The 20727-nt window shown below is 66.2% G+C and carries 16 protein-coding genes and 4 tRNA genes; 6 read left to right on the forward strand and 14 right to left on the reverse strand.

What is annotated here, in order from left to right; all coding sequences use genetic code 11:
• Positions 1–98: 98 nt before the first annotated feature.
• The 6 genes from tuf to IB227_RS05710 form a co-directional block, all read right to left on the reverse strand.
• A complete protein-coding gene (tuf, locus tag IB227_RS05685) occupies positions 99–1289 on the reverse strand; it encodes an elongation factor Tu (protein ID WP_192286596.1) in 1191 nt (396 codons plus the stop codon).
• Positions 1290–1336: 47 nt separating this feature from the next.
• A tRNA-Thr gene (locus IB227_RS05690) sits at positions 1337–1412 on the reverse strand.
• A 37-nt stretch (positions 1413–1449) separates the two neighbouring features.
• Positions 1450–1523: transfer RNA gene (locus tag IB227_RS05695), tRNA-Gly, on the reverse strand.
• Between the two features lie 24 nt (positions 1524–1547).
• Positions 1548–1633: transfer RNA gene (locus IB227_RS05700), tRNA-Tyr, on the reverse strand.
• Positions 1634–1770: 137 nt separating this feature from the next.
• A complete protein-coding gene (locus IB227_RS05705) occupies positions 1771–2790 on the reverse strand; it encodes an isoaspartyl peptidase/L-asparaginase (protein ID WP_192286601.1) in 1020 nt (339 codons plus the stop codon).
• 114 nt (positions 2791–2904) lie between these two features.
• On the reverse strand, positions 2905–3924 hold the full coding sequence (locus IB227_RS05710) for a cyanophycinase (RefSeq protein WP_192286602.1): 1020 nt from the start codon (positions 3922–3924) through the stop codon (positions 2905–2907).
• 189 nt (positions 3925–4113) lie between these two features.
• On the opposite strand from IB227_RS05710, the gene IB227_RS05715 reads away from it, so the two are divergent.
• The 4 genes from IB227_RS05715 to IB227_RS05725 all read left to right on the forward strand — a co-directional run bounded on the left by IB227_RS05715 (position 4114) and on the right by IB227_RS05725 (position 10875).
• Positions 4114–6900 (forward strand): TonB-dependent receptor, encoded by a 2787-nt coding sequence (locus IB227_RS05715; protein ID WP_192286603.1) that lies wholly within the window; start codon positions 4114–4116, stop codon positions 6898–6900.
• A gap of 171 nt (positions 6901–7071) precedes the next feature.
• Entirely contained in the window at positions 7072–7914 is an 843-nt protein-coding gene (locus tag IB227_RS18440; RefSeq protein WP_225591596.1) for a hypothetical protein, read from the forward strand.
• Positions 7881–10265: a hybrid sensor histidine kinase/response regulator gene (locus tag IB227_RS05720; RefSeq protein WP_225591597.1), complete on the forward strand. Its 2385-nt coding sequence runs from the start codon at positions 7881–7883 to the stop codon at positions 10263–10265. Before IB227_RS18440 ends, IB227_RS05720 begins: the two co-directional genes overlap by 34 nt.
• Positions 10240–10875: a response regulator gene (locus IB227_RS05725; protein WP_132864882.1), complete on the forward strand. Its 636-nt coding sequence runs from the start codon at positions 10240–10242 to the stop codon at positions 10873–10875. The genes IB227_RS05720 and IB227_RS05725 overlap by 26 nt, the downstream gene beginning before the upstream one ends.
• A 467-nt stretch (positions 10876–11342) precedes the next feature.
• Here the strand turns inward: IB227_RS05725 and ychF are convergent, their stop codons facing one another.
• The 8 genes from ychF to IB227_RS05765 form a co-directional block, all read right to left on the reverse strand.
• The gene (ychF, locus tag IB227_RS05730) at positions 11343–12434 is read right to left on the reverse strand and encodes a redox-regulated ATPase YchF (protein WP_132864883.1); all 1092 of its coding nucleotides are present in this window, start codon (positions 12432–12434) and stop codon (positions 11343–11345) included.
• Positions 12435–12506: 72 nt separating this feature from the next.
• On the reverse strand, positions 12507–13088 hold the full coding sequence (gene pth / locus IB227_RS05735; protein ID WP_132864884.1) for an aminoacyl-tRNA hydrolase: 582 nt from the start codon (positions 13086–13088) through the stop codon (positions 12507–12509).
• A 53-nt stretch (positions 13089–13141) separates the two neighbouring features.
• Positions 13142–13744 (reverse strand): 50S ribosomal protein L25/general stress protein Ctc, encoded by a 603-nt coding sequence (locus IB227_RS05740; protein WP_192286604.1) that lies wholly within the window; start codon positions 13742–13744, stop codon positions 13142–13144.
• Positions 13745–13850: 106 nt separating this feature from the next.
• On the reverse strand, positions 13851–14810 hold the full coding sequence (locus IB227_RS05745) for a ribose-phosphate diphosphokinase (RefSeq protein ID WP_132864886.1): 960 nt from the start codon (positions 14808–14810) through the stop codon (positions 13851–13853).
• Between the two features lie 113 nt (positions 14811–14923).
• Positions 14924–15000: transfer RNA gene (locus IB227_RS05750), tRNA-Gln, on the reverse strand.
• A 3-nt stretch (positions 15001–15003) separates the two neighbouring features.
• Positions 15004–15882: a 4-(cytidine 5'-diphospho)-2-C-methyl-D-erythritol kinase gene (ispE, locus tag IB227_RS05755; RefSeq protein WP_192286605.1), complete on the reverse strand. Its 879-nt coding sequence runs from the start codon at positions 15880–15882 to the stop codon at positions 15004–15006.
• Positions 15879–16538, reverse strand: coding sequence for a lipoprotein insertase outer membrane protein LolB (gene lolB / locus IB227_RS05760; RefSeq protein WP_192286606.1), 660 nt, complete (start codon positions 16536–16538; stop codon positions 15879–15881). Before lolB ends, ispE begins: the two co-directional genes overlap by 4 nt.
• Positions 16535–18220 carry a tetratricopeptide repeat protein gene (locus IB227_RS05765; protein WP_192286607.1) on the reverse strand — a complete coding sequence of 562 codons (1686 nt, stop codon included), beginning with the start codon at positions 18218–18220 and terminating at the stop codon, positions 16535–16537. Before IB227_RS05765 ends, lolB begins: the two co-directional genes overlap by 4 nt.
• A 67-nt stretch (positions 18221–18287) precedes the next feature.
• Between IB227_RS05765 and hemA the strand changes: the two genes are divergently transcribed.
• Positions 18288–19571, forward strand: coding sequence for a glutamyl-tRNA reductase (hemA, locus tag IB227_RS05770; RefSeq protein ID WP_132864889.1), 1284 nt, complete (start codon positions 18288–18290; stop codon positions 19569–19571).
• Positions 19549–20634 carry a peptide chain release factor 1 gene (prfA, locus tag IB227_RS05775; protein ID WP_192286608.1) on the forward strand — a complete coding sequence of 362 codons (1086 nt, stop codon included), beginning with the start codon at positions 19549–19551 and terminating at the stop codon, positions 20632–20634. Before hemA ends, prfA begins: the two co-directional genes overlap by 23 nt.
• Positions 20635–20727 lie beyond the last annotated feature (93 nt).

The raw sequence follows: 20727 nt of genomic DNA on the forward strand, positions 1-20727 counted from the left end.
TTGTTTACACGTCCCTTAGACGGCGAAGGCGGACCGAGGTTCCCGGCCCGCCGTTCGCGTAACCAGCAGCAGAGTTACCGCTGGGTACTGCAGGCTTATTACTTGATGATCTTCGAGACCACGCCGGCGCCGACGGTACGGCCGCCTTCGCGGATGGCGAAGCGCAGACCTTCGTCCATTGCCACCGGGTTGATCAGGGTGACAGCCATCTTCACGTTGTCGCCCGGCATCACCATCTCAACACCTTCCGGCAGCTCGACCGCACCGGTGATGTCGGTGGTACGGAAGTAGAACTGCGGACGGTAGCCCTTGAAGAACGGGGTGTGACGGCCGCCTTCGTCCTTCGACAGCACGTACACTTCGGCGTCGAACTGGGTGTGCGGGGTGATCGAACCCGGCTTGGCCAGAACCTGGCCGCGCTCGACGTCGTCACGCTTGGTGCCGCGCAGCAGCAGACCGGCGTTGTCGCCTGCCTGGCCCTGATCCAGCAGCTTGCGGAACATTTCCACGCCGGTGACGGTGGTCTTCTGGGTCGGACGGATACCGACGATTTCGATTTCTTCGCCGACCTTGATCACGCCGCGCTCGATACGACCGGTCACCACGGTGCCGCGGCCCGAGATCGAGAACACGTCTTCCACCGGCATCAGGAACGGCTTGTCGACGTCACGCTCCGGGGTCGGGATCCAGCTGTCCAGCGCCTCGACCAGCTTCAGGATGGCCGGCACGCCGATGTCGCTCTGGTCGCCTTCCAGCGCCAGACGGGCCGAACCGTGCACGATCGGGGTGTCGTCGCCCGGGAAGTCGTACTTGCTCAGCAGCTCGCGTACTTCCATCTCGACCAGTTCCAGCAGCTCGGCATCGTCCACCATGTCGGCCTTGTTCAGGAACACGACGATGTACGGCACGCCGACCTGACGCGACAGCAGGATGTGCTCGCGGGTCTGCGGCATCGGGCCGTCAGCGGCCGAGCACACCAGGATCGCACCGTCCATCTGGGCGGCACCGGTGATCATGTTCTTGACGTAGTCGGCGTGGCCCGGGCAGTCAACGTGGGCGTAGTGACGGCTCTCGGATTCGTACTCAACGTGCGCGGTCGAGATCGTGATACCACGAGCCTTCTCTTCCGGCGCGGCGTCGATGGACGAGTAGTCCTTGAACTCGCCGCCGAAGCGCTCTGCACCGATCTTGGTCAGTGCGGCGGTCAGGGTGGTCTTGCCATGGTCAACGTGACCGATGGTGCCGACGTTGACGTGCGGCTTGGTACGCTCGAACTTACCCTTGGACATGGCTGCTTCTTCTCGGTAACAAGTTGGTTATGGCATTTACAGCAAGATGGTGCTCACGAAAGGAATCGAACCTTCGACCTCCTCCTTACCAAGGAGGTGCTCTACCGACTGAGCTACGTGAGCGAGTTGTCTATTATGGCAGCTTTTTCATAATGTTCAATGGAGCGGGAGACGGGAATCGAACCCGCACCATCAGCTTGGAAGGCTGAGGTTCTACCATTGAACTACTCCCGCAAGGGAACTGCCACAACGTAAAACTGGTGGAGGGAGGTGGATTCGAACCACCGAAGGCGTAAGCCAGCAGATTTACAGTCTGCCCCCGTTGGCCGCTTGGGTATCCCTCCGCACCACTCCCTTGTCTAGGACCTTGGCCGAACCGGTCAGGGGTGGGTGAGCCCGCTATTCTGGTGATATGCCCTCATGCTGTCAACAGAAATCTTCACATCCGTTGAAGTTTTTTGGCGGGCCCCGCCCTGCCCCATCATTCGCCCGGCATCTTGAATTTTTCGTCCGCGAAGATGGCCACGTGCGGCACGCCGTCGGCACCGATCCAGCCCCGGTACATGCCTTCGGTATTGAAGGGCGTTGCCGCCTCGCCGTCGGCGGACAGCACGATGGCGCCACCATCGCCCCCCAGCTCCGGCACACGTTTCACCACGACCTCGTCACCGGCCTGGGCGGGGCTCTCGTGCAGGTACTTCATGCGCGAACAGACTTCATGGGCCACCGACAGGCGGATGTAGAACTCGCCCCAACCGGTGCCGGACACCGCGCACTGGTCGCTGGCGTACGTCCCGGCGCCGATGATCGGCGAGTCACCCACGCGACCGTAGCGCTTGTTGGTCATGCCACCGGTGGAGGTGCCCGCCGCGAGCTTGCCCTGGGCATCCAGGGCCACCGCGCCCACAGTACCGAAGTGCTTGGCGGTCTCCAGGTTGGCGTGCGCCTGCCCCGCCGCCTCCTCCTTCAGTGCTTCCTGCAGCTGCTGCCAGCGCTTCTCGGTGCGGAAATAGGACGGATCGACCAGTTCGATCTTCTGCTCGGCCGCAAACAACTCGGCACCCTCCCCGACCATCATCACGTGCGGCGACTGCTCCATCACCGCGCGCGCCAGCAGGATCGGATTCTTCACCGTATGCACGCCGGCCACGGCACCGGCGCGCAGGGTGGCGCCGTCCATCAGCGAGGCATCCAGCTCGTTCTTTCCGTCGTGGGTGAAGACGGCACCGCGTCCTGCATTGAACGTGGGATCGTTTTCCAGCACGGTGATCGCGGCGGTCACCGCATCCATCGCCGGCTTGCCCGCCATCAACGCCTCATGGCCGCGGCGCAACGCTTCGGTCAATGCCGCACGTGCCGCACGTTCTTCTTCCGCACTGAAACCCTTGCGCTCCACGCCGGCACCGCCATGGATGACCAGCAGGGGGGAGGCCGGCGCCGCCCAGGCAGCCCCCGCAGACAACGACGCCAGGCCCAGCAGTACCGCGGAAGTCAGCTTCATGTTTCATCACTCCAGGTAGGAACGGCGATTCTAGGCACGCCTTCGACAGGCTGAACAGTGGCCCACGAAAAAGGGGCCCAAGGCCCCTTCTTTCCGGTCAATCGCACCGCGACTTCAGTTCGGGCGCAGTTGCAGCTCGCCATCGACCACGCTGGCCACCGCGGTGAAGGCCGCGTTGTCCACCTTGAAGCCGTCCAGGTGCAGGCGGCTGCCGGTACCCACGCCGGTCACCGGGATGGCATTGAACTCCAGCGGCGCGCCGTCGCTGAGCCGCTCGGCGGCGCGCTGCGGCATCACCAGCCAGGCGTAGCCCCCGTTGAGCGAATACACCCGCGCACGCCCATCAGCTTCCACACACAGGGCCGTATCCTCGTCCACGCCGATCCCGACGATGCCGCCCTTGCCGCTGTCCTGGACTGCACGGGCGACGAAGACAATCAGCCGACCCAAGCGGTCGCGCTTGGCGAAATGGGTGTCGGTCACGACATTGGACAGGAAAGGCATGGTGAGGAAATCCTTATCCATGGTGACTTCGCTGCCCATCGGGTCGCCCAGTGCGGATACCGAATCGACGCTCCCGCCATCCAGCGCGCCATAGGCATAGGCCCCGAGGATGGCCAGCCCGGCACTGGTGCCGCCAATCGGCTTGCCCGCCCGCACATGCGCATTCAGTGCGTCATTGAGCTGCGTTCCCTTCCAGAAACGGATGTAACGCGCCTGGTCACCGCCGGCGATGAAGATCGCGTCGGCGCCACGCACCACGCGCAACACCTCCGGATCATCGGCGGCGGCGCGATTGTCGAACACCAGCGTCTGCACCGCGGTCACGCCACCGACGTCGTTGAATAGTTCCTTCTGCAACTCATCGTCGCCGGAAGCCCGCAGGATCACTACCCGCCCATGGCCGGCACGCTCGACCCACCAGTGGAATGCCTCCGGGGCCCAGTCGCCGCCGCCCATCAGCAGCATCGCCGCCTCCGTCTTGCCCGGGCGCGGCGCGTCGAGGTTGCCGATCTCGTAATAGCGGTAACCGTTCTGCGATGCAGCACCGGCCTGTGCCACGGCGGTACCGGCGATGCCCAGCGCCAACAGCACCAGCGCCAGCCGCCCAAGGCAGAAATTCACGCGTTTCATCCCCATCATCCACCGATCACATGTAATCGCTTTCAGGCGTAATGCCAGACTTTTCGGCAGTGGTCAAGCATGTAAAAAAGGTGTTAGATGCAGGAACCCCATTCACAGTTTCTGACAGGGGTAGGCGGCATTTCCTGACAGGAACTGCCGGGGGGATTTCCAGAACACTTTTCATCAGAGAGCTGATTCATGCGTAAGCACGCAATGGTGTGTTCGATACAGCTGGCCCTGCTCGCCATGACCGCACCGGCCATGGCCCAAACCACTTCGGGGAGCCAGCCCCAACAACTGGATACCGTGCAGGTCACCGGTTCGCGCATCCCGCGCGCACAGGTGGAGGGGCCCGCACCCATCAGTGTCATCAATGCCGAACAGATCAAGGCCGCCGGCCTGACCTCGGTACCCGATGTACTTCGCGCACTCAGCCAGAACAACGGCTACACGCAGGGACAGCAGAACACCACCGGCGCACAGTCCACGCCCGGCGCACAGGCCGTGGACCTGCGCGGACTCGGACCGAATCACACGCTGGTGCTGATCAACGGCCGCCGCATCGCCGACTTCCCCCTCCCGCTCAACGGCAAGAGCAACTTCACCGACGTCGGCAACATTCCGCTGGGAATGATCGACCGCATCGAAGTGCTGACCGGCAGCGCCTCGGCCGTGTACGGCTCCGACGCGATGGCTGGCGTGATCAACTTCATCCTGAAGAAATCCACCGATGGCACCACCATCGACTACCGCTACGGCGACACCAGTCGCGGCGGCAGTGAATCGCATGACCTGACCCTGACGACCGGCTTTGACCGCGGCAACTTCACCGGCATCGTCGGCGTGGAACTGATCAACAAGCGTCCGCTGTGGGGCAGCGATCGCAAGGCCCAGGATTCCACGTTCGACGGCCCGACCGAGCGCAGCCGGCTACCGCACCTGGTGGCCCGTCGCTATGACGTGGACGATGACGTGGCGATGGACCCGGAAGGCGCATGCGCGAACCTGGGGGCGCTCAATGGCGGCAGCACCACGCTGGCCGCCGACCGCTATGGCGAGCCGTACTGCGGCAGCGACCGCGTCGTCGGCTATCGCACCATCGTCAACGAGCGCAAGGGCGCCACCGCCTACGGTTCGTTCGAGTACCGCTTCAACGACGCGCTGTCGTGGTTCGCCGATGTCCAGCTGGGCCACCAGAAGGTCAAGCTGATGACCGGCAACGGCGGCAACAATGCGGTCAGCGACAACATGGGCTGGGAGTTCCACGACCCCGCCTCGACCGACAACAACGACAAGGTGTTCTACAACGCCGGCACCGGCCACTACGAGATCTGGCAGCGGCAGTTCAGCCCCGAGGAAGTCGGCGGCCTGGGCAACCGCATGAACACCACCACCCAGAAGACACTGGCGGTGACCACCGGCCTGAAGGGCATGTTCGGCGAGAACTGGAACTGGGAAGCGGCCTACAACCATTCCCAGTACAAGGCCGACGTGAAGATGCCGCGCATCAAGGCCGACGCCGCCAACCGCTTCTTCCTGGGCGAACGCCTGGGTTACGACGCCGATGGCTATGCGATCTACAACCCCGATCCGGCCCGCCTGTACACCCCGCTGACGGCGGCGCAGTTTGCCTCGTTCGCCGCCATGTCCACCTTCCGCCCCGAGGCGAAGAACGACAACGTCAGCTTCACCGCCGACAATGGCTCGCTGTTCTCGTTGCCGGCCGGTGACGTGGGCTTTGCCGGCGTCATCGAGTACGGCCGCCAGTCGTATGCGATCAATCCCGATCCGCTGGCATTGACCGCCGATGCTTACTACGGCCCGCAGTACGGCGATGGCGATGGCAGCCGCAACCGCTGGAGCGCGGCGGGCGAACTGCGCGTGCCGGTGACCTCGAACCTGGAAGCCAGCCTGGCCGGCCGCTATGACCGCTACAGCTTCGGCAACCGTAACCCCGGCAAGTTCACCTACAGCGCCGGCCTGGAATGGCGTCCGTTCGACACCCTGCTGGTGCGCGGCTCGTACGGCACCGGCTTCCGCGCGCCGGACATGCACTACCTGTTCGCCGGCGATGATTTCTACCGCAAGGTTTCCACCGATTACTACCAGTGCCGTACCGATGAACCCGGCTTCAACAACGGCAAGTGCTACGACGAGGGCGACTGGGACACCAACACCCTCGACGTCTATGCCGGCAACGAGGAGCTGGACGTGGAGACCAGCAAGTCGTTCACGGCCGGCTTCGTGTGGTCGCCGATCGACGGCCTGGACCTGGCGGTGGACTACTACAAGATCAAGGTGATGAACCAGGTGCAGTCGCAGGACCGCGAGGTGCTGCGCATCACCGAAGCCAACTGCCGGCTGGGCGTGACCGACAGTGGTGCGGCGGTGGACATCAACTCGCCGACCTGCGTCGATGCGCTGGCCCGTGTCATCCGGGACGCCGACGGCACCATCACCAGCGTCCACTTCGCGCCGATCAACATCGCCCGCGAGGAGACCTCGGGCGTGGACGTGACCGCCAACTACCGCCTGCCGACCACCCGCATCGGCAACTTCAACCTCAGCGGCAGCTACACCTGGGCACGCAACCACACCCGCCAGCAGTATCCCGGCGACCCGACCGAGGACATGCTGGCCGTCACCTTCGTCGACACCACCATGCCGCGCGTGAAGTCCAACCTGGGCGTGAGCTGGGACCGTGACCAGTGGGGTGCCAGCCTGTTCGGCAACTACCTGGGCCGCGTCGCCAACTACGACAACGACGCGTGGACCGAGGCCACCTGGCGCTTCAACGCCGCCGCACGGTATGACATCACCGACCACCTGCGGGTGTCGCTGACGGTCAACAACCTGTTCGACAAGATGCCGCCGAAGGATGCCACCTGGGCTGCCTATCCGTACTACAACACCTCGTGGTTCGACACCATCGGCCGCAGCTACTTCGTGCAGGTGACCTGGAAGCTGGGCGGCAAGCCGCTGTGATCATCGACTGACCTGCCGTACCCGAAGCCCGCCGCAAGGCGGGCTTCGTTTTTCCGCCATCCACCGGCGCCTCCTGTTCTCGGATGGCAATTTAGGAATCCACTGATGTGCGCGTCAGTGGCCGCTCCCTAGCATGCAGCGATGCACCGCCTTCTTCCCCGGCGTCATGCCATGGACGCCCCCGTGGTCGCCGCCAGCGTCCTGCTGCGCGCACTCTCGCTGTGTGTGCTGTTGTGCCTGCTCGGAACCGCCGTCTTCTACCTGTTGGGCCAGCTGGACGAAGCAGTGTCGCAGCACCGTCGCGACATGAACGCCCGCGCCTACCGCACCCAGCTCTACTTCGACCAGCGCGAAGCGTTGCTGAACTACCTGGCCGATTCGGTCGTGCAGGTGCCCTTGCGGGAGGACGCTCCCCTCCCGGTGATCGAAGGCGCGGTCCGGCACCTGCCGCTGGGCCAGGTTGGCAGCCGCCAGCAGTTGCAGCTGCTGCTGCCCGCGCGGGCCGAGCGCACCTTGCGGGAACTTGGGGTGCGGCTGATCCACGTGGGCCCGGGCACTGATGCCTCCGGGCGCTGGCTCTCCCCGATCAACACCGAAACCGCAGGCGCCCCCATCGGCGTGGATGCAACCCTCCTGCGCCTGCATGCCGCGCCCGGGCAGAGCCCGCCACAGGTGCAATGGCTGGCCTCGCCCCAGGCGCCCGGTACGATCCACCTCTATCGCGCCATCGATGATGCCGCCGTACCGCAGCACTGGCTGGTACTGGCGCTGGATGCCGCAGCATCCGCCGCCGTCATCGGTTGCGGCACCACCAGCGCCTGCGCGCTGCTCGATGCCAGTGGACAGCCGGTGCCTCCTGCAAACCCTGGCAAGGGAGCGCCGCCCTCCCCATGGCTGCGCGAACTGCAGGGCGATCGCTTCGGCTTCGCATGGCTGCACGGGCTGTCATTGCTGAAAGGGATCGGCCAGGACGACTGGCGATGGTACAGCATGTCCGTCCAGCGCGGCTGCTGAAGGACATCGGCCTGCCCCTGGCGGTGACCCTGCTGTTGTGCGCGGCGGCGGCCGTCACCCTGCGCGCACTGACGCTGAAGCTTGACCGCCAGATCATCGGCCCGGCACGTGACCAGCACCGGCAGCTGTTGGAGAGTTTCCATTTCGGCAGCACGGTCGTGGAGATGGCGCCGGTCGGCATCTGCGTGCTGCGCTGCCACGATGGCCAGATCATGCTGGAGAACCAACTGGCACGCGACTGGTTGGGCGCAGACCACCGCGGCGAGGACTGGAATGCGGCGTGGCGCAACATCGCCCGCAGCAGCCATGCGTCCACCGCGGCCCGGCAGGCGCGCGACTTCACCACCCACGATGGCCGCGAGCTGCAGGTGCTCTACAGCGCCACCCGCTACCACAATGAAGACGTACTGCTGTGCGTGTTCAACGACATCAGCCGCCACCGCCAGATCCAGGCCGCGCTGGCCAACGCAAAGTTGGCCGCCGACAACGCCAGCAAGGCCAAGAGCGCATTCGTGGCGACGATGAGCCATGAGATCCGCACGCCCCTGCATGGCCTGCTTGGCACGCTGGAACTGCTTGCCGGCACCTCGCTGGATCCACGGCAGGCGCGCCTGCTGGAAACCCTGCAGCAGTCCTCGGCGGTCCTGCTGCAGCTGATCAGCAACGTACTGGACGTCTCGCGGATCGAATCAGGACAGCTCGGCATCCGTCCGGCGCCGTTCTGCCCGCTGGACCTGGCCGAGACGACGCTGCGCGGCTATGCCGATGCAGCGCTGCGCAAGCAGCTGCAGATCATGGTCTGCACCGACCCGACCCTGCCGATGCATGTCACCGGCGACGCCGACCGCATCCGCCAGATCCTGGGCAACCTGCTGAGCAATGCGATCAAGTTCACCGACAGCGGGCGGATCGTGATGCGGGTCTGGCCCGAGCAGGACGAGGCCGGCACGCAGCGCATCTGCTGGCAGGTCACCGACACCGGCGTGGGCATTCCCGTAGCAGCCCAGGCACACCTGTTCAAGCCGTTCCAGCAGGTCGAAGGCCAACATCGCGCGGAGGGCAGCGGGCTGGGGCTGTCGATCAGTCGCCATCTGGTCGAACAGATGCACGGCGAGCTGCAACTGGTCAGCGCCCCCGGATTGGGCAGCAGCTTCACCATCCGCCTGCCGTTGCCCAGCGCCGCGGAAGAGGACGGGAACACGCCGCGCCTGCTCGCCGAACCGGTGGTGTATGTGCGCTGCCCGGTACTGGAACTGACCGAGAGCGCCTGCCAATGGCTGCAACGCTGGGGCGCCACGGCGCGACCATGGCCGGGACTGATGCAGGCCATTGAACCTGGCGCCATCCTGGTGGACAGCGATCCCGGCGGTGCAGCGCCCCTGTCCTGGTCCGGCCCGCGCGTGGTCACCACGCCCGATGCCGGTGATCAGCCCATCGCTCATCCGGCGCGGCCGGACGAACGCATCGTCAGCCTCTTCAGCATCCGCGCCATCGCCGCCGGCGTGGCACAACTGCAGCAGGGGGTGCTGTTGCCTGCGCCCACCGCTGCTTCCCGTCATGGACATGCCCTCGGGTTGCAGGTGCTGGTGGTCGAGGACAACCCTATCAATCGCTTGCTGCTCCAGGAGCAGCTCGAAGCGCTCGGCTGCCAGCCGACCCTGGCCGCCGATGGCTGCGAGGCATTGGCCTGCTGCCGCGCACGCGACTTCGACGTGATCCTGAGCGACATCAACATGCCGCGGATCGACGGCTACGCATTGGCGCGTCGCCTGCGCGCGGTCGGCATCTCGACGCCGATCATCGGCGCCACCGCCAACGCCACGCCCGAGGTCCGCGTGCTCTGCCACGAGGCAGGCATGGACGACTGCCTGTTCAAGCCCATCACCCTGCAAGCCTTGCAGGCGAAGCTGGTGACGCTTGGCCTGCCCGCCCGGCCTGCGGTGCAGGAACCCGCCCTCACGCCTGCTTCCTGCACGGCCACGGAGGCGTTGCAGGTGCCAGCGGACGTACTGCAGGTGTTCCTCGACACGATGCATTCGGACATCGGCCAACTGGGTGTGGCGATGGCCGATGCCGAGCGCCCGCTGGCCTCACAGTTGCTGCACCGGATCCGAGGCGCGCTGGTGGTGGTCTCGGCCGTCGGCCTGGCCGATGCCGCCCAGCTCGCCGAGCAGCAGGTGGCCGGTGCTGCGCCCTGGGCCGATGCCATCGATTCAACCAACACATTCGTCTTCCGGCTGGAGGGCGCGCTGCGCCAGCTGGAGACGGCCGGCCCGGCAGCGTCGCCACCTGCGCCGATGCCCGCAGCAGGGACGGAGGACGCTGATGCACGCAACCGTAGTGATCGCTGACGATCACCCGATCGTCCTGGCCGGCATCCGCCACGCCATCGAGCGCGACCCCCGGCTGGAAGTGGTCGGCCAGGCGCAGGACCCCTCCTCGCTGGTGGCGCTGATGCATGCGCATGCCCCGGACATCGTCATCACCGACTACAACATGCCGGGTAACGACGCACTGGGCGATGGAATCAAGCTGGTCTCCTATCTGCTGCGGCATTTCCCGCACAGCCGCCTGCTGGTGCTGACCATGGTGTCCAACCCGTCGATCATCGCTGCGATGTATCGCGCCGGTGCCGGTGGCGTGGTGCGGAAAAGCGGTGACTCCGCCGAACTGGGGCTCGCGCTGTCCGCGCTGCTGGCACGCCGCATCTACCGACCGGTGGAGCAGACATGGGCTGACCGCGCCGCGGTATCCATGACGCCTGCCGCGCGGTTGTCGCCACGCGAGTTCGAAGTGCTGCGCCTGTTCGCCAACGGCCGCTCGGTGGGGGATATCGCGCGCCTGCTCAGCCGCAGCATCAAGACGGTCAGCACGCAGAAGGTCAGCGCCATGCGCAAGCTGGGTACGCGCACCGACCAGGAACTGATCTCGTTCTGCCTGGCGTCGGATCTGTTCCGGTGATCGCAGTCTGCGTTGTCGCGTACCAGGCGGGAACCTGCCGCTGATCACGGCGTGGACGCTGCATTGCCGGGGGAAACCGTGGTGCGCATGCAGTTTTCCACATGGCATGTGGAGAGTGATGGGAGAAGCGTGTGGATAACCGCGTGCAGCCCCTGCGCTGCAAGGGTTTCGAAAGCGTGATCATATTTTCGCCAGCGTGCAATCCCGGCACCGGCAGCGAGCGCCTCGTCCCCCGCCCTCCCCTTGGTTTCGCCAGAGGGAGGGGATGGATGCCAGCACTCGGACGGTTTTCCACACCCCATGTGGAAAGCGATGGGAGAAGCATGTGGATAAGTGCTTGCAACCCTTGCGCGACAAGGCGCTTCAACCACTGATCAATAATTCGCCATATCGTGCGCGGGCACCATCGGGCAGAAACAACAAGGCCCCGCGGTGCGGGGCCTTGTGATGCGGCAAACGTCCGCGAATCAGACGTTGAAGCGGAAATGCAGGATGTCGCCTTCCTGCACACGGTATTCCTTGCCTTCCAGCCGCAGGCGACCGGCTTCCTTGGCACCGGCTTCACCGCGGTACTTGATGAAGTCAGCGTAGGAAATGGTCTCCGCGCGAATGAAGCCCTTTTCGAAATCGGTGTGGATCACCGCCGCGGCCTGCGGTGCGGTGGCACCCTTGCGTACGGTCCATGCACGGACTTCCTTCACGCCAGCGGTGAAGTAGGTCTGCAGGCCCAGCAGGTTGTAGGCGGCACGGATCACGCGATTCAGGCCCGGCTCTTCCAGGCCCAGGTCGGCCAGGAAGGTGTCACGGTCTTCGTCGTCCAGCTGCGACAGCTCTTCCTCGATGGCCGCCGACACCGGCACCACTTCGGCACCTTCGGTGGCGGCACGCGCACGCACGGCCTCCAGGTGCGGGTTGTTGTCGAAGCCATCCTCCAGCACGTTGGCGATGTACATCACCGGCTTGAGGGTGAGCAGGAACAGGTCGCGCACCAGCGCCTTTTCTTCATCGTCCAGCCCGACGCTGCGGCCGGACTTGCCGTCGGACAGCGCCGCCTGCAGCTTGGCCAGCACCGGCTTGCGCGCGGTCGCTTCCTTGTCGCCGCCCTTGGCGGCACGCTCGGCGCGGTTGAGCGCCTTCTCGACGCTGTCCAGGTCGGCCAGCGCCAGTTCCAGGTCGATGGTGTCGATGTCGGCGATCGGATCGACGCGGCCGGCGACGTGGATGATGTCGGTGTGTTCGAAGCAACGCACCACATGGGTGATCGCGTCCACTTCGCGGATGTGGGCCAGGAACTTGTTGCCCAGGCCTTCACCGCTGGCGGCACCGGCCACCAGGCCGGCGATGTCGACGAACTCAACCGCGGTCGGCACGACCTTCTGCGGGTTGATGATGCCGGCCAGTTCGTTCAGACGCTGATCCGGTACCGGCACGATGCCGACGTTCGGTTCGATCGTGCAGAACGGGAAATTGGCCGCGGCGATGCCCGCCTTGGTCAGTGCATTGAACAGGGTCGACTTGCCGACGTTGGGCAGACCGACGATGCCGCATTTGATACCCATGCTAACTCCACGATTCGAGATTCCGGCTTGCGCTCTCCCGCGGGCCATCGCCCGGGAAACCGCAAGCCGCAATCATGGCCGGGCGGTATGCAACCGCTTCATGGCCTCATTGAAATCCCCTGCCACCGCCAACGGCATCACGTCGATGGCCGCATCGATGGCCTGGTCCATCAGCACCGCATCCTGCGGCGACGGGCGGTTCAACACCCAGCCCACCACGCGGTCCTTGTGGCCGGGATGGCCGATGCCCAGGCGCAGGCGATGGAACTTGCCGTGACCGAGCAGGCGGATGGTGTCACGCAGGCCGTTCTGGCCACCGTGGCCGCCATCGAACTTGAGCCGTGCCACGCCGGGCGGCATGTCCAGTTCATCGTGCGCGACCAGGGTCTGTTCGGGCTCGATCTTCCAGAAGCGCTGTGCGGCGGTGATCGACTTGCCGGAAAGATTCATGAACGTCGACGGCTTGAGCAGCCAGACCGACTGGCCACCGATCTCGACCTTGGCCACTTCGCCGAACAACTTGCTTTCCAGCGTCCAGCGCGCGCCCTGCCGCTGTGCCAGGGCCTCTACGAAATGAAACCCGGCATTGTGCCGGGTCCGGGCGTGCTCGGGGCCGGGGTTACCCAGGCCGACGATCAATCGCAATCCAGTCATCTGTACGAATCATCTGCCTGGCCCGCCCCGAAGGGCGGACCGGGCATTGCCGATTACTCGGCCGATGCTTCTTCAGCGCCGGCGGTCTTGGCGATGACCACGGCGTCGTCGTGGCTCTTGCCCAGCTTCAGCGCCGGGATTTCCACACCGGCCGGCAGCTTCAGGCCCGACAGGTAGATGATGTCGCCAGCCTTCAGCTCGCCCAGGTCGACTTCGATCGACTCCGGCAGGTCCTTCGGCAAGCAGGCGATGCTCACTTCCTTCAGTTCGTGGGTGACCAGCACGTCGGCGGACTTGCCGGCCGGCGAGGTGTCTTCGTTGATGAAGGTCAGCGGCACCGAGGCGTGCAGCACTTCGTTGTCGTTCACGCGCTGGAAGTCCAGGTGCATGACCAGCTGCTTGTACGGGTGACGCTGCATGTCACGCAGCAGCACCTTGTGGATGGTGCCGTCGAGGTTCAGGTCGATGATCGACGAGTAGAACCAATCGTTGAACTGGGCCAGCCAGATTTCGTTGTGGTTGAACTGAACCTTCACCGGCTCGCGATCACCACCGTAAACGATGCCCGGCACCACGCCAGCGTGACGCAGGCGGCGGCTCGCACCCTGACCTTGCACGTCACGACGGGCGACCTTGATTTCGTGAGACTTTGCCATTGTTGACTACTCTAGGTTGATGCACCGCCTCGCGGCGCTGCGTAAAGACTCTTCCGCGACCAGAAGAGCCTGTTGTGATCCCCGGCCGATGCCAGGGACCGGAAAATCAATCCACGTACATCGAGCTGACCGACTCACCGAAGGCGATGCGGCGCATCGTCTCGGCCAGCATCTCGGCCACGCTGATCTGGCGGATCTTGGGACAGACGCGGGCCACTTCGGACAGCGGGATCGTGTCGGTCACCACCAGCTCGTCCAGCTGGGAGTTGTTCAGGTTGTCCACCGCCGGGCCGGAGAGCACGGCGTGGGTGCAGTACGCGGCGACCTTCAGCGCGCCACGCGCCTTGAGGGCGGCAGCGGCGGCGCACAGGGTGCCGGCGGTGTCGACGATGTCGTCGACCATCACGCAGGTCTTGCCCTCGACGTCACCGATGATGTTCATCACGGTGGCGACGTTGGCACGCGGACGGCGCTTGTCGATGATGGCCAGGTCGGCATCATCCAGGCGCTTTGCCACGGCGCGGGCGCGTACCACGCCGCCGACGTCCGGGCTGACCACGATCAGGTTGTCGGTGCCGTAGGCGCGCCAGATGTCGGCGAGCAGCAGCGGCGAGGCGTACACGTTGTCCACGGGCATGTCGAAGAAGCCCTGGATCTGGTCGGCGTGCAGGTCGACCGTGAGGATCTGGTCGGTGTTCACGGCCGAGAACATCTTGGCGGCGACCTTGGCGGTGATCGGCACGCGCGAGGAACGCATGCGGCGATCCTGGCGGGCGTAGCCGAAGTACGGCACCACCGCGGTGACGGAGGCGGCGCTCGCGCGCTTGAGCGCGTCGATGATCACCAGCAGTTCCATCAGGTTTTCCGCGCTCGGCGCGCTGGTCGGCTGCACCACGAACACGTCCTGCTTGCGGACGTTCTCCTGGATCTCGACCTGCACTTCACCGTCGGAGAACTTCGACACCAGGGCCTTGCCCGGGCGGACCCCCAGCTCCTTGCAGATGCTTTGCGCAAGGCGCTTGTTGGCATTGCCGGAAAAGACCAGCAGGTTCGGGGAGTCTTGCATGACAGCTCTCTCGGGCGGGGGACGAGTAGCGGAAGGATCGGCGGGTTACTGCAGAGATGATGCGTGTTCCGGGGCGCGCACATCCGTTGCGCTTACAACCACAGGGAAAGGAATGGCAGGGGCGGTAGGATTCGAACCTACGAATGCCAGGATCAAAACCTGGTGCCTTGGGCCTCTTGGCGACGCCCCTGCATCAAACTATTCCCGTCGTCTCCAGCGCATCGAGCAGTGGCGAGTGGTCAACACCCGCGGCCACCCAAGCCCGCAGTTCCTTCGGCAACTCCGCCAATGCCTGCTCTGCGGCAGCGCGCGTGGCGAACTCGACGAAACAACCGCTTCCCGACCCCGTGAGCCGTGCCCGACCGATACCTGACAGGGCCTGGAACGCCGCCTCGATGGCAGGTTCCCGACGCCGCAGCACCGGTTCGAACGCATTCCCGAGGACGGTCCCGGAAGCGAAGTCCGCTATTTTCACGGGCGCGGCATCCCGCGTCAAATCCGGCGAACGGAAAAGTTCAGCCGTGGGCACGTGAACCCCCGGATCGGCCAGCACATACCAGGCCTGCGGCAGCCGGATCGGCAGCAGTTCCTCGCCCACGCCCTCGGCCCAGGCGCTGCGGCCGCGCACGAACACGGGCACGTCGGCACCCAGCGCCAGACCGAGGGTGGCCAGCGCATCCTCGTCCAATCCCGTGCCCCACAGCGCATTCAGGGCGACCAGCACCGTAGCGGCATCGGATGAGCCACCGCCGAACCCGCCGCCCGCAGGAATGCGCTTTTCAACGCGGATATCGACACCTTGGGCGCAATTGGCGGCACTTTTAAGCCCGAGCGCCGCGCGCACCACCAGATCATCGGCCTCGGCCACACCCGGCACCGAGGACCCCTCGCGGTGAACCTGACCATCTTCACGCACGCGCAGGCCGATGCGGTCACCCCAGTCCAGCAGCTGGAACACGGTCTGCAGCACGTGGTAACCATCGGGGCGGCGCCCGGTGATGTGAAGAAACAGGTTCAGCTTGGCCGGGGCCGGCCAGAACGACCAGCCTGCGGCGTCGAGACGAAGGCTCATGGTGCGCCGATGCTCCATTCATCGACGATCAGGCGCACCTTGGCGTCGCCATTGACCGCTTCGATGCGGCGCGGCAGTGCAGGCCGGCCGGCTTCGGCCGGGTACCAGTCCAGGTAGTCGACCTGCCAGCCCTGCTGCCGCAGCACGCGCGGGCGCCCTTCGGCATCGAACCCCAGGTGTTCCGGGGCGATGGCCCCTTGTGCAGGCAAACCACGCACCCAGTCCGGCAACTGCTCGACCGGGATCTCCCAGCCGGTCGCCTCGGCCAGCACCTGGCCGGCGTCGTCACCACTGCGCGGACCACCGTCCAGCCCTTCCAGGCGGGCCGGCTGCCCGTCACCACCGCTCAGCTGCCAGCTCTGCCGGGTCACCGGCGCGGCGAGGCTGATCTGGTAACCGCCCCCCTGCTGCTGCCAGTCGATCCGACCATTGCCGCCGTTGCGGCCCTTGCTGATCGCCACGCGCCCCTGGAACGCCCAGGCCGGCTGCGCGCGCAGCGCATCGCGCCGGGCCTGCTCGGCGGCCTGTGCCTGCGCCGACACCTCGGCCACTTCCGGCGTGACCGGCGATGCCTGCCGCGTTGAAACCGAGCCACAGGCACTGAGCACCCCGGCCATCACCAGCACCCACGGCGCCCGCCACGTCATCTGATTCATACACCCAGTTTCTCGATCGCGCGCAGCAGCGCGCGGTTGTCCGGATCCAGTTTGCGGGCCTCGTCGAAGAAGCGCCGCGCCTCTTCCTTCTGCCCCGTCACCCACAGCACTTCACCCACGTGCGCGGCCACTTCCGGATCCTTGGTCAGGCTCCAGGCGCGGCGCAGCTGCACCAGGGCTTCTTCGTTGCGCCCCAGCCGGTACAGCACCCAGCCATAGCTGTCGATGATGGCCGAGTTGTCCGGCTCGGCGACGCGCGCACGCTCGATCAGCTCCAGCGCCTCCTGATAGCGATGGGTGCGATCGGCCAGGGTGTAGCCCAGTGCATTGAGCGCGGCCACGCTTTCCGGCTCGGCGACCAGGATCTTGCGCAGGTCCGCCTCGGCGCGCGGCACGTCGTCCTTGCGCTCCCAGGCCAATGCACGCGCATACAGCAGCGCGCTGTCATCCGGGTAGGCGGACAGGCCGCGGGTCAGCACGTCCACCTCGGCGGCGCTGTCGCCGTCACGCTGCTGCAGGTCCGATTCGAGCAGGTAGGCGTCCCGGCGAACGTCATCGTCGACGGAAGCATCACCCTGCACCTCATGCACTTCCTTGAAGGCCTGGACCTTCTCGCCCATCAGGTGCAGCGCGTTGACCGCGCGCAGCTGCGCCTCGCCACGCTGGTCGCCACCGGGCACGCCGTGGTACCAGTCCACCGCCTCCTGGTACCGCTTGAGGTATTCGGCGATCTTGCCCAGCAGCAGGCGCTGCTCCGGGTCCGGCTTGCTGGCCTTGGCCGAGATGTCCTCGTACAGCGCGAGCAGCGCGGCATCGTCCTTCTGCTTGGCCATCAGCGAGGCACGCATGCCCCAGCTGTGCAGGTCCTGCTCGCCCTGCGCCAGCACCTGTTCGGCGGCCTTGGGCTCGCCGAGCGCGTCGTAGGCGATGGCCAGGGCATTGCGCAGCTCGACGTCGGCCGCGGCCTTGGGCTCGATGTCCTTGAGCAGCGCCAGCGCCTCCTCCTTCTTGCCCGCCTGGTTCAACTGCGTGGCGTGCAGCAGCACCACCCGCGGTTCCTCGGGGAAACGCCTGACCACTTCACCCACCATCCGCTGGGCCAGCTCCGGGCGCTCCATGCGCAGCGCCAGGCGGCCGAACTCCTGCCAGGCCTCCAGGTCCTCGGGAATCGCATTGGCATCGATCAGCATGCCCAGCACCTGCGCCGGCACCGCCGGGTCACGCCCACCGGTGGCCAGCGCCAGCAGGGCGTTGCGCCAGGCGTTCGGCTCGGGGGAACGCAGCACCACCAGCAGTTCCTTGCGCGCGGTTTCGACATCGCCCTTGCGCATGGCCAGCGAGGCCCGGGTGGCACGTACCGCGATCGCGCCCGGATCACGCTGCGCCCACAGCGCCAGCGCCTGGGTGGCGCGCTCGTCGTCACCGGCCAGCATGGCGATGCGGGTGGCCCGTTCAGCCAGCCCCACGTCGCCGCGCGCCTCCTGCGCGGCCTGCAGGTACCAGCTGGCGGCATCGGGCAACTTGCCGGCCTGCAAGGAAAATTCACCGGCAAGGACTGGTGTCAGCGGCGGCGCGGCTTCGGCCGCCGGCCGCGCCTGGGCGGCCTTGGCCGGGGCCGCCGACAGCGGGAAAACCGGCAGGGAAAGCAACAGAACGGTGCATATGCGATGGAATACGGGCATCTGGCGCAACCGGGCCGTAAAATGGCGGCCTTCAACAGCCAGCAGCTTATCGCAAGCAACTGAACAGATGACCCTCTGGGTGCTCGGACTGAATCACCACACTGCGCCGGTGGAACTGCGCGAACGCGCCGCCTTCGGTGGCGACGTGCTGCCGCGCGCGATGGATTCATTGCGCCAGAGCCCGCAGCTGTCCGAGGCGGTCCTGCTGTCCACCTGCAACCGCACCGAGCTGTACGCGGTGGCCGAGGATGGCCAGGCCCTGCAGCAGTGGCTGGAGCAGCATGCCGGCGACCTGCAGGGCTACCTGTACCAGCACGCCGACGGCGAAGCGGTGCGCCACCTGTTCCGCGTCGCCACCGGATTGGACTCGATGGTGCTCGGCGAGCCGCAGATCCTTGGCCAGGTGAAGGACGCCTGGTCGCTGGCCCACGACAGCGGCGCCATCGGCCACCAGCTGGACAAGCTGTTCCAGCAGACCTTCTCCGTGGCCAAGCGCGCACGCACCGATACCCGCGTGGGCGCCAACCCCATCTCGGTGGCTTCCACCGCGGTACGGCTGGCGCAGGACTCGTTCGCACGCATGGACGAATCCACCGTGCTGCTGGTCGGCGCCGGCGAGACCATCGAGCTGGCCGCCAAGCACCTGGGCGAAGCCCGGGTGAAGCGCCTGCTGATCGCCAACCGCACCCTGGCCCATGCGCAGGACCTGGCCACCCGCCACGGTGGCGTGGCGTTGCCGCTGACCGAGCTGGAACGCCACCTCGGCGAGGCGGACGTGGTGTTCTCCGCCACCGCCGCACGCGAGCCGGTGATCCTGCACCGCCAGGTCGCCAGCGCCCTGCGCAGCCGCAAGCACAAGCCGATGCTGTTGTTCGACCTGGCGGTACCACGCGACATCGAGGCCGAGGTGGGCACGCTGTCCGACGCCTACCTGTACACGGTCGATGACATGGAGCGTGCCGTCGAGGAAAACCGCCGCAGCCGCCGTGAGGCCGCCGCCGAGGCCGAGGCGATCATCGACCTGCAGGTCTCGCGCTACCAGGACAACCTGCGCGCGGCCAGCCTGCAGGCCCCGATGCGCCAGCTGCGCGCCTTCGGCGAGGCCACCCGCGCCGAACTGCTGGCCAAGGCCCGGCAGCAGCTGGCCCATGGCAAAGAGGCCGATGAAGTCCTCGAGCAACTGGCGCACGGCCTGACCAACCGCCTGCTGCACCCGCCCACCGCGGCGCTTCGCCAGGCCGCGCTGGAAGGCGATACTGACCTTACCCGCGCCGCCGAGCGCCTGTTCCCGGCCACGCCCGGGTACCACCACCCCGTAGCGAGAACCGATGACGCCGACCCTGCGCCATAAGTTGCTGGCCCTGGCCGAGCGCCGTGAAGAACTGGAACGTCTGCTGGCCGACCCTTCCGTGGTCGCCGACAACGAACGCTTCCGCAATTTCTCCCGCGAGTTCGCACAACTGGAACCGGTGGCCAACGCGCTGGCCGAGGAGTCGCGCGCCAAGGCCGACCTGGCCTCGGCCGAGGCCATGCGCGGCGACCCGGAACTGCGCGAGCTGGCCGAGGAGGAAATCAACGCTGCCCAGCAGCGCCTGCACGCCCTGGACGAGGAACTGGCGCTGCTGCTGGTGCCGCGCGACCCACGCGATGAAGGCAACCTGTTCCTGGAAGTGCGCGCCGGCACCGGTGGCGACGAGGCGGCGATCTTCGCCGGCGACCTGTTCCGCATGTACGCCCGCTACGCCGAACGGCAGGGCTGGAAGGTGGAAATCGAGTCGGACAACCCCGGCGAGCACGGCGGCTACAAGGAAGTGGTGGCACGCGTGGTCGGCCGCGGCGCCTACTCGCGGCTGAAATTCGAATCCGGCACGCACCGCGTGCAGCGCGTGCCCGCCACCGAATCGCAGGGGCGCATCCATACCTCGGCGGCGACGGTGGCGATCATCCCCGAAGCCGACGACGTGGAAGACATCACCCTCAACCCGGCCGACCTGAAGGTGGACACGTTCCGCTCCTCGGGCGCCGGCGGCCAGCACGTCAACAAGACCGAATCGGCGATCCGCATCACCCACGTCCCGAGCGGCGTGGTGGTCGAATGCCAGACCGAGCGCAGCCAGCACGCCAACCGCGACAAGGCGATGAAGCGACTGAAGGCGCTGCTGCTGGACGCAGAGCGCAGCAAGCAGGCCGCGGCGCAGGCGGAAAGCCGACGCCTGCAGGTCGGCAGCGGGGACCGCAGCCAGCGCATCCGCACCTACAACTTCCCGCAGGGCCGCATCACCGACCACCGCGTGGAAGGGCTGACGCTGTACGACCTGCCCAACATCATCGAAGGCGAGTTGGATGCGTTGGTGAGCCGCCTGCAGCACGAGCACCAGGTGGACGAGCTGGCGCGGTTGGCCGAAGGCAGCTGAGGCCTTGTTCTACGGCCTCGCGTGAGGCTGCGGGGAAGGTTTCGAAACAAACGCGGAACCCCCCTCCCCAACCCTCCCCTTCGCTACGCGAAA

Source organism: Stenotrophomonas sp. STM01 (assembly GCF_014852135.1).
Lineage (GTDB): Bacteria > Pseudomonadota > Gammaproteobacteria > Xanthomonadales > Xanthomonadaceae > Stenotrophomonas > Stenotrophomonas capsici.

Coding starts and splice junctions, on each gene's coding strand:
- tuf (WP_192286596.1), bottom strand. CDS start 1,289: ATGTCCAAGGGTAAGTTCGAGCGTACCAAGCCGCACGTCAACGTCGGC.
- IB227_RS05705 (WP_192286601.1), bottom strand. CDS start 2,790: ATGAAGCTGACTTCCGCGGTACTGCTGGGCCTGGCGTCGTTGTCTGCG.
- IB227_RS05710 (WP_192286602.1), bottom strand. CDS start 3,924: ATGAAACGCGTGAATTTCTGCCTTGGGCGGCTGGCGCTGGTGCTGTTG.
- IB227_RS05715 (WP_192286603.1), top strand. CDS start 4,114: ATGCGTAAGCACGCAATGGTGTGTTCGATACAGCTGGCCCTGCTCGCC.
- IB227_RS18440 (WP_225591596.1), top strand. CDS start 7,072: ATGGACGCCCCCGTGGTCGCCGCCAGCGTCCTGCTGCGCGCACTCTCG.
- IB227_RS05720 (WP_225591597.1), top strand. CDS start 7,881: ATGGTACAGCATGTCCGTCCAGCGCGGCTGCTGAAGGACATCGGCCTG.
- IB227_RS05725 (WP_132864882.1), top strand. CDS start 10,240: ATGCACGCAACCGTAGTGATCGCTGACGATCACCCGATCGTCCTGGCC.
- ychF (WP_132864883.1), bottom strand. CDS start 12,434: ATGGGTATCAAATGCGGCATCGTCGGTCTGCCCAACGTCGGCAAGTCG.
- pth (WP_132864884.1), bottom strand. CDS start 13,088: ATGACTGGATTGCGATTGATCGTCGGCCTGGGTAACCCCGGCCCCGAG.
- IB227_RS05740 (WP_192286604.1), bottom strand. CDS start 13,744: ATGGCAAAGTCTCACGAAATCAAGGTCGCCCGTCGTGACGTGCAAGGT.
- IB227_RS05745 (WP_132864886.1), bottom strand. CDS start 14,810: ATGCAAGACTCCCCGAACCTGCTGGTCTTTTCCGGCAATGCCAACAAG.
- ispE (WP_192286605.1), bottom strand. CDS start 15,882: ATGAGCCTTCGTCTCGACGCCGCAGGCTGGTCGTTCTGGCCGGCCCCG.
- lolB (WP_192286606.1), bottom strand. CDS start 16,538: ATGAATCAGATGACGTGGCGGGCGCCGTGGGTGCTGGTGATGGCCGGG.
- IB227_RS05765 (WP_192286607.1), bottom strand. CDS start 18,220: ATGCCCGTATTCCATCGCATATGCACCGTTCTGTTGCTTTCCCTGCCG.
- hemA (WP_132864889.1), top strand. CDS start 18,288: ATGACCCTCTGGGTGCTCGGACTGAATCACCACACTGCGCCGGTGGAA.
- prfA (WP_192286608.1), top strand. CDS start 19,549: ATGACGCCGACCCTGCGCCATAAGTTGCTGGCCCTGGCCGAGCGCCGT.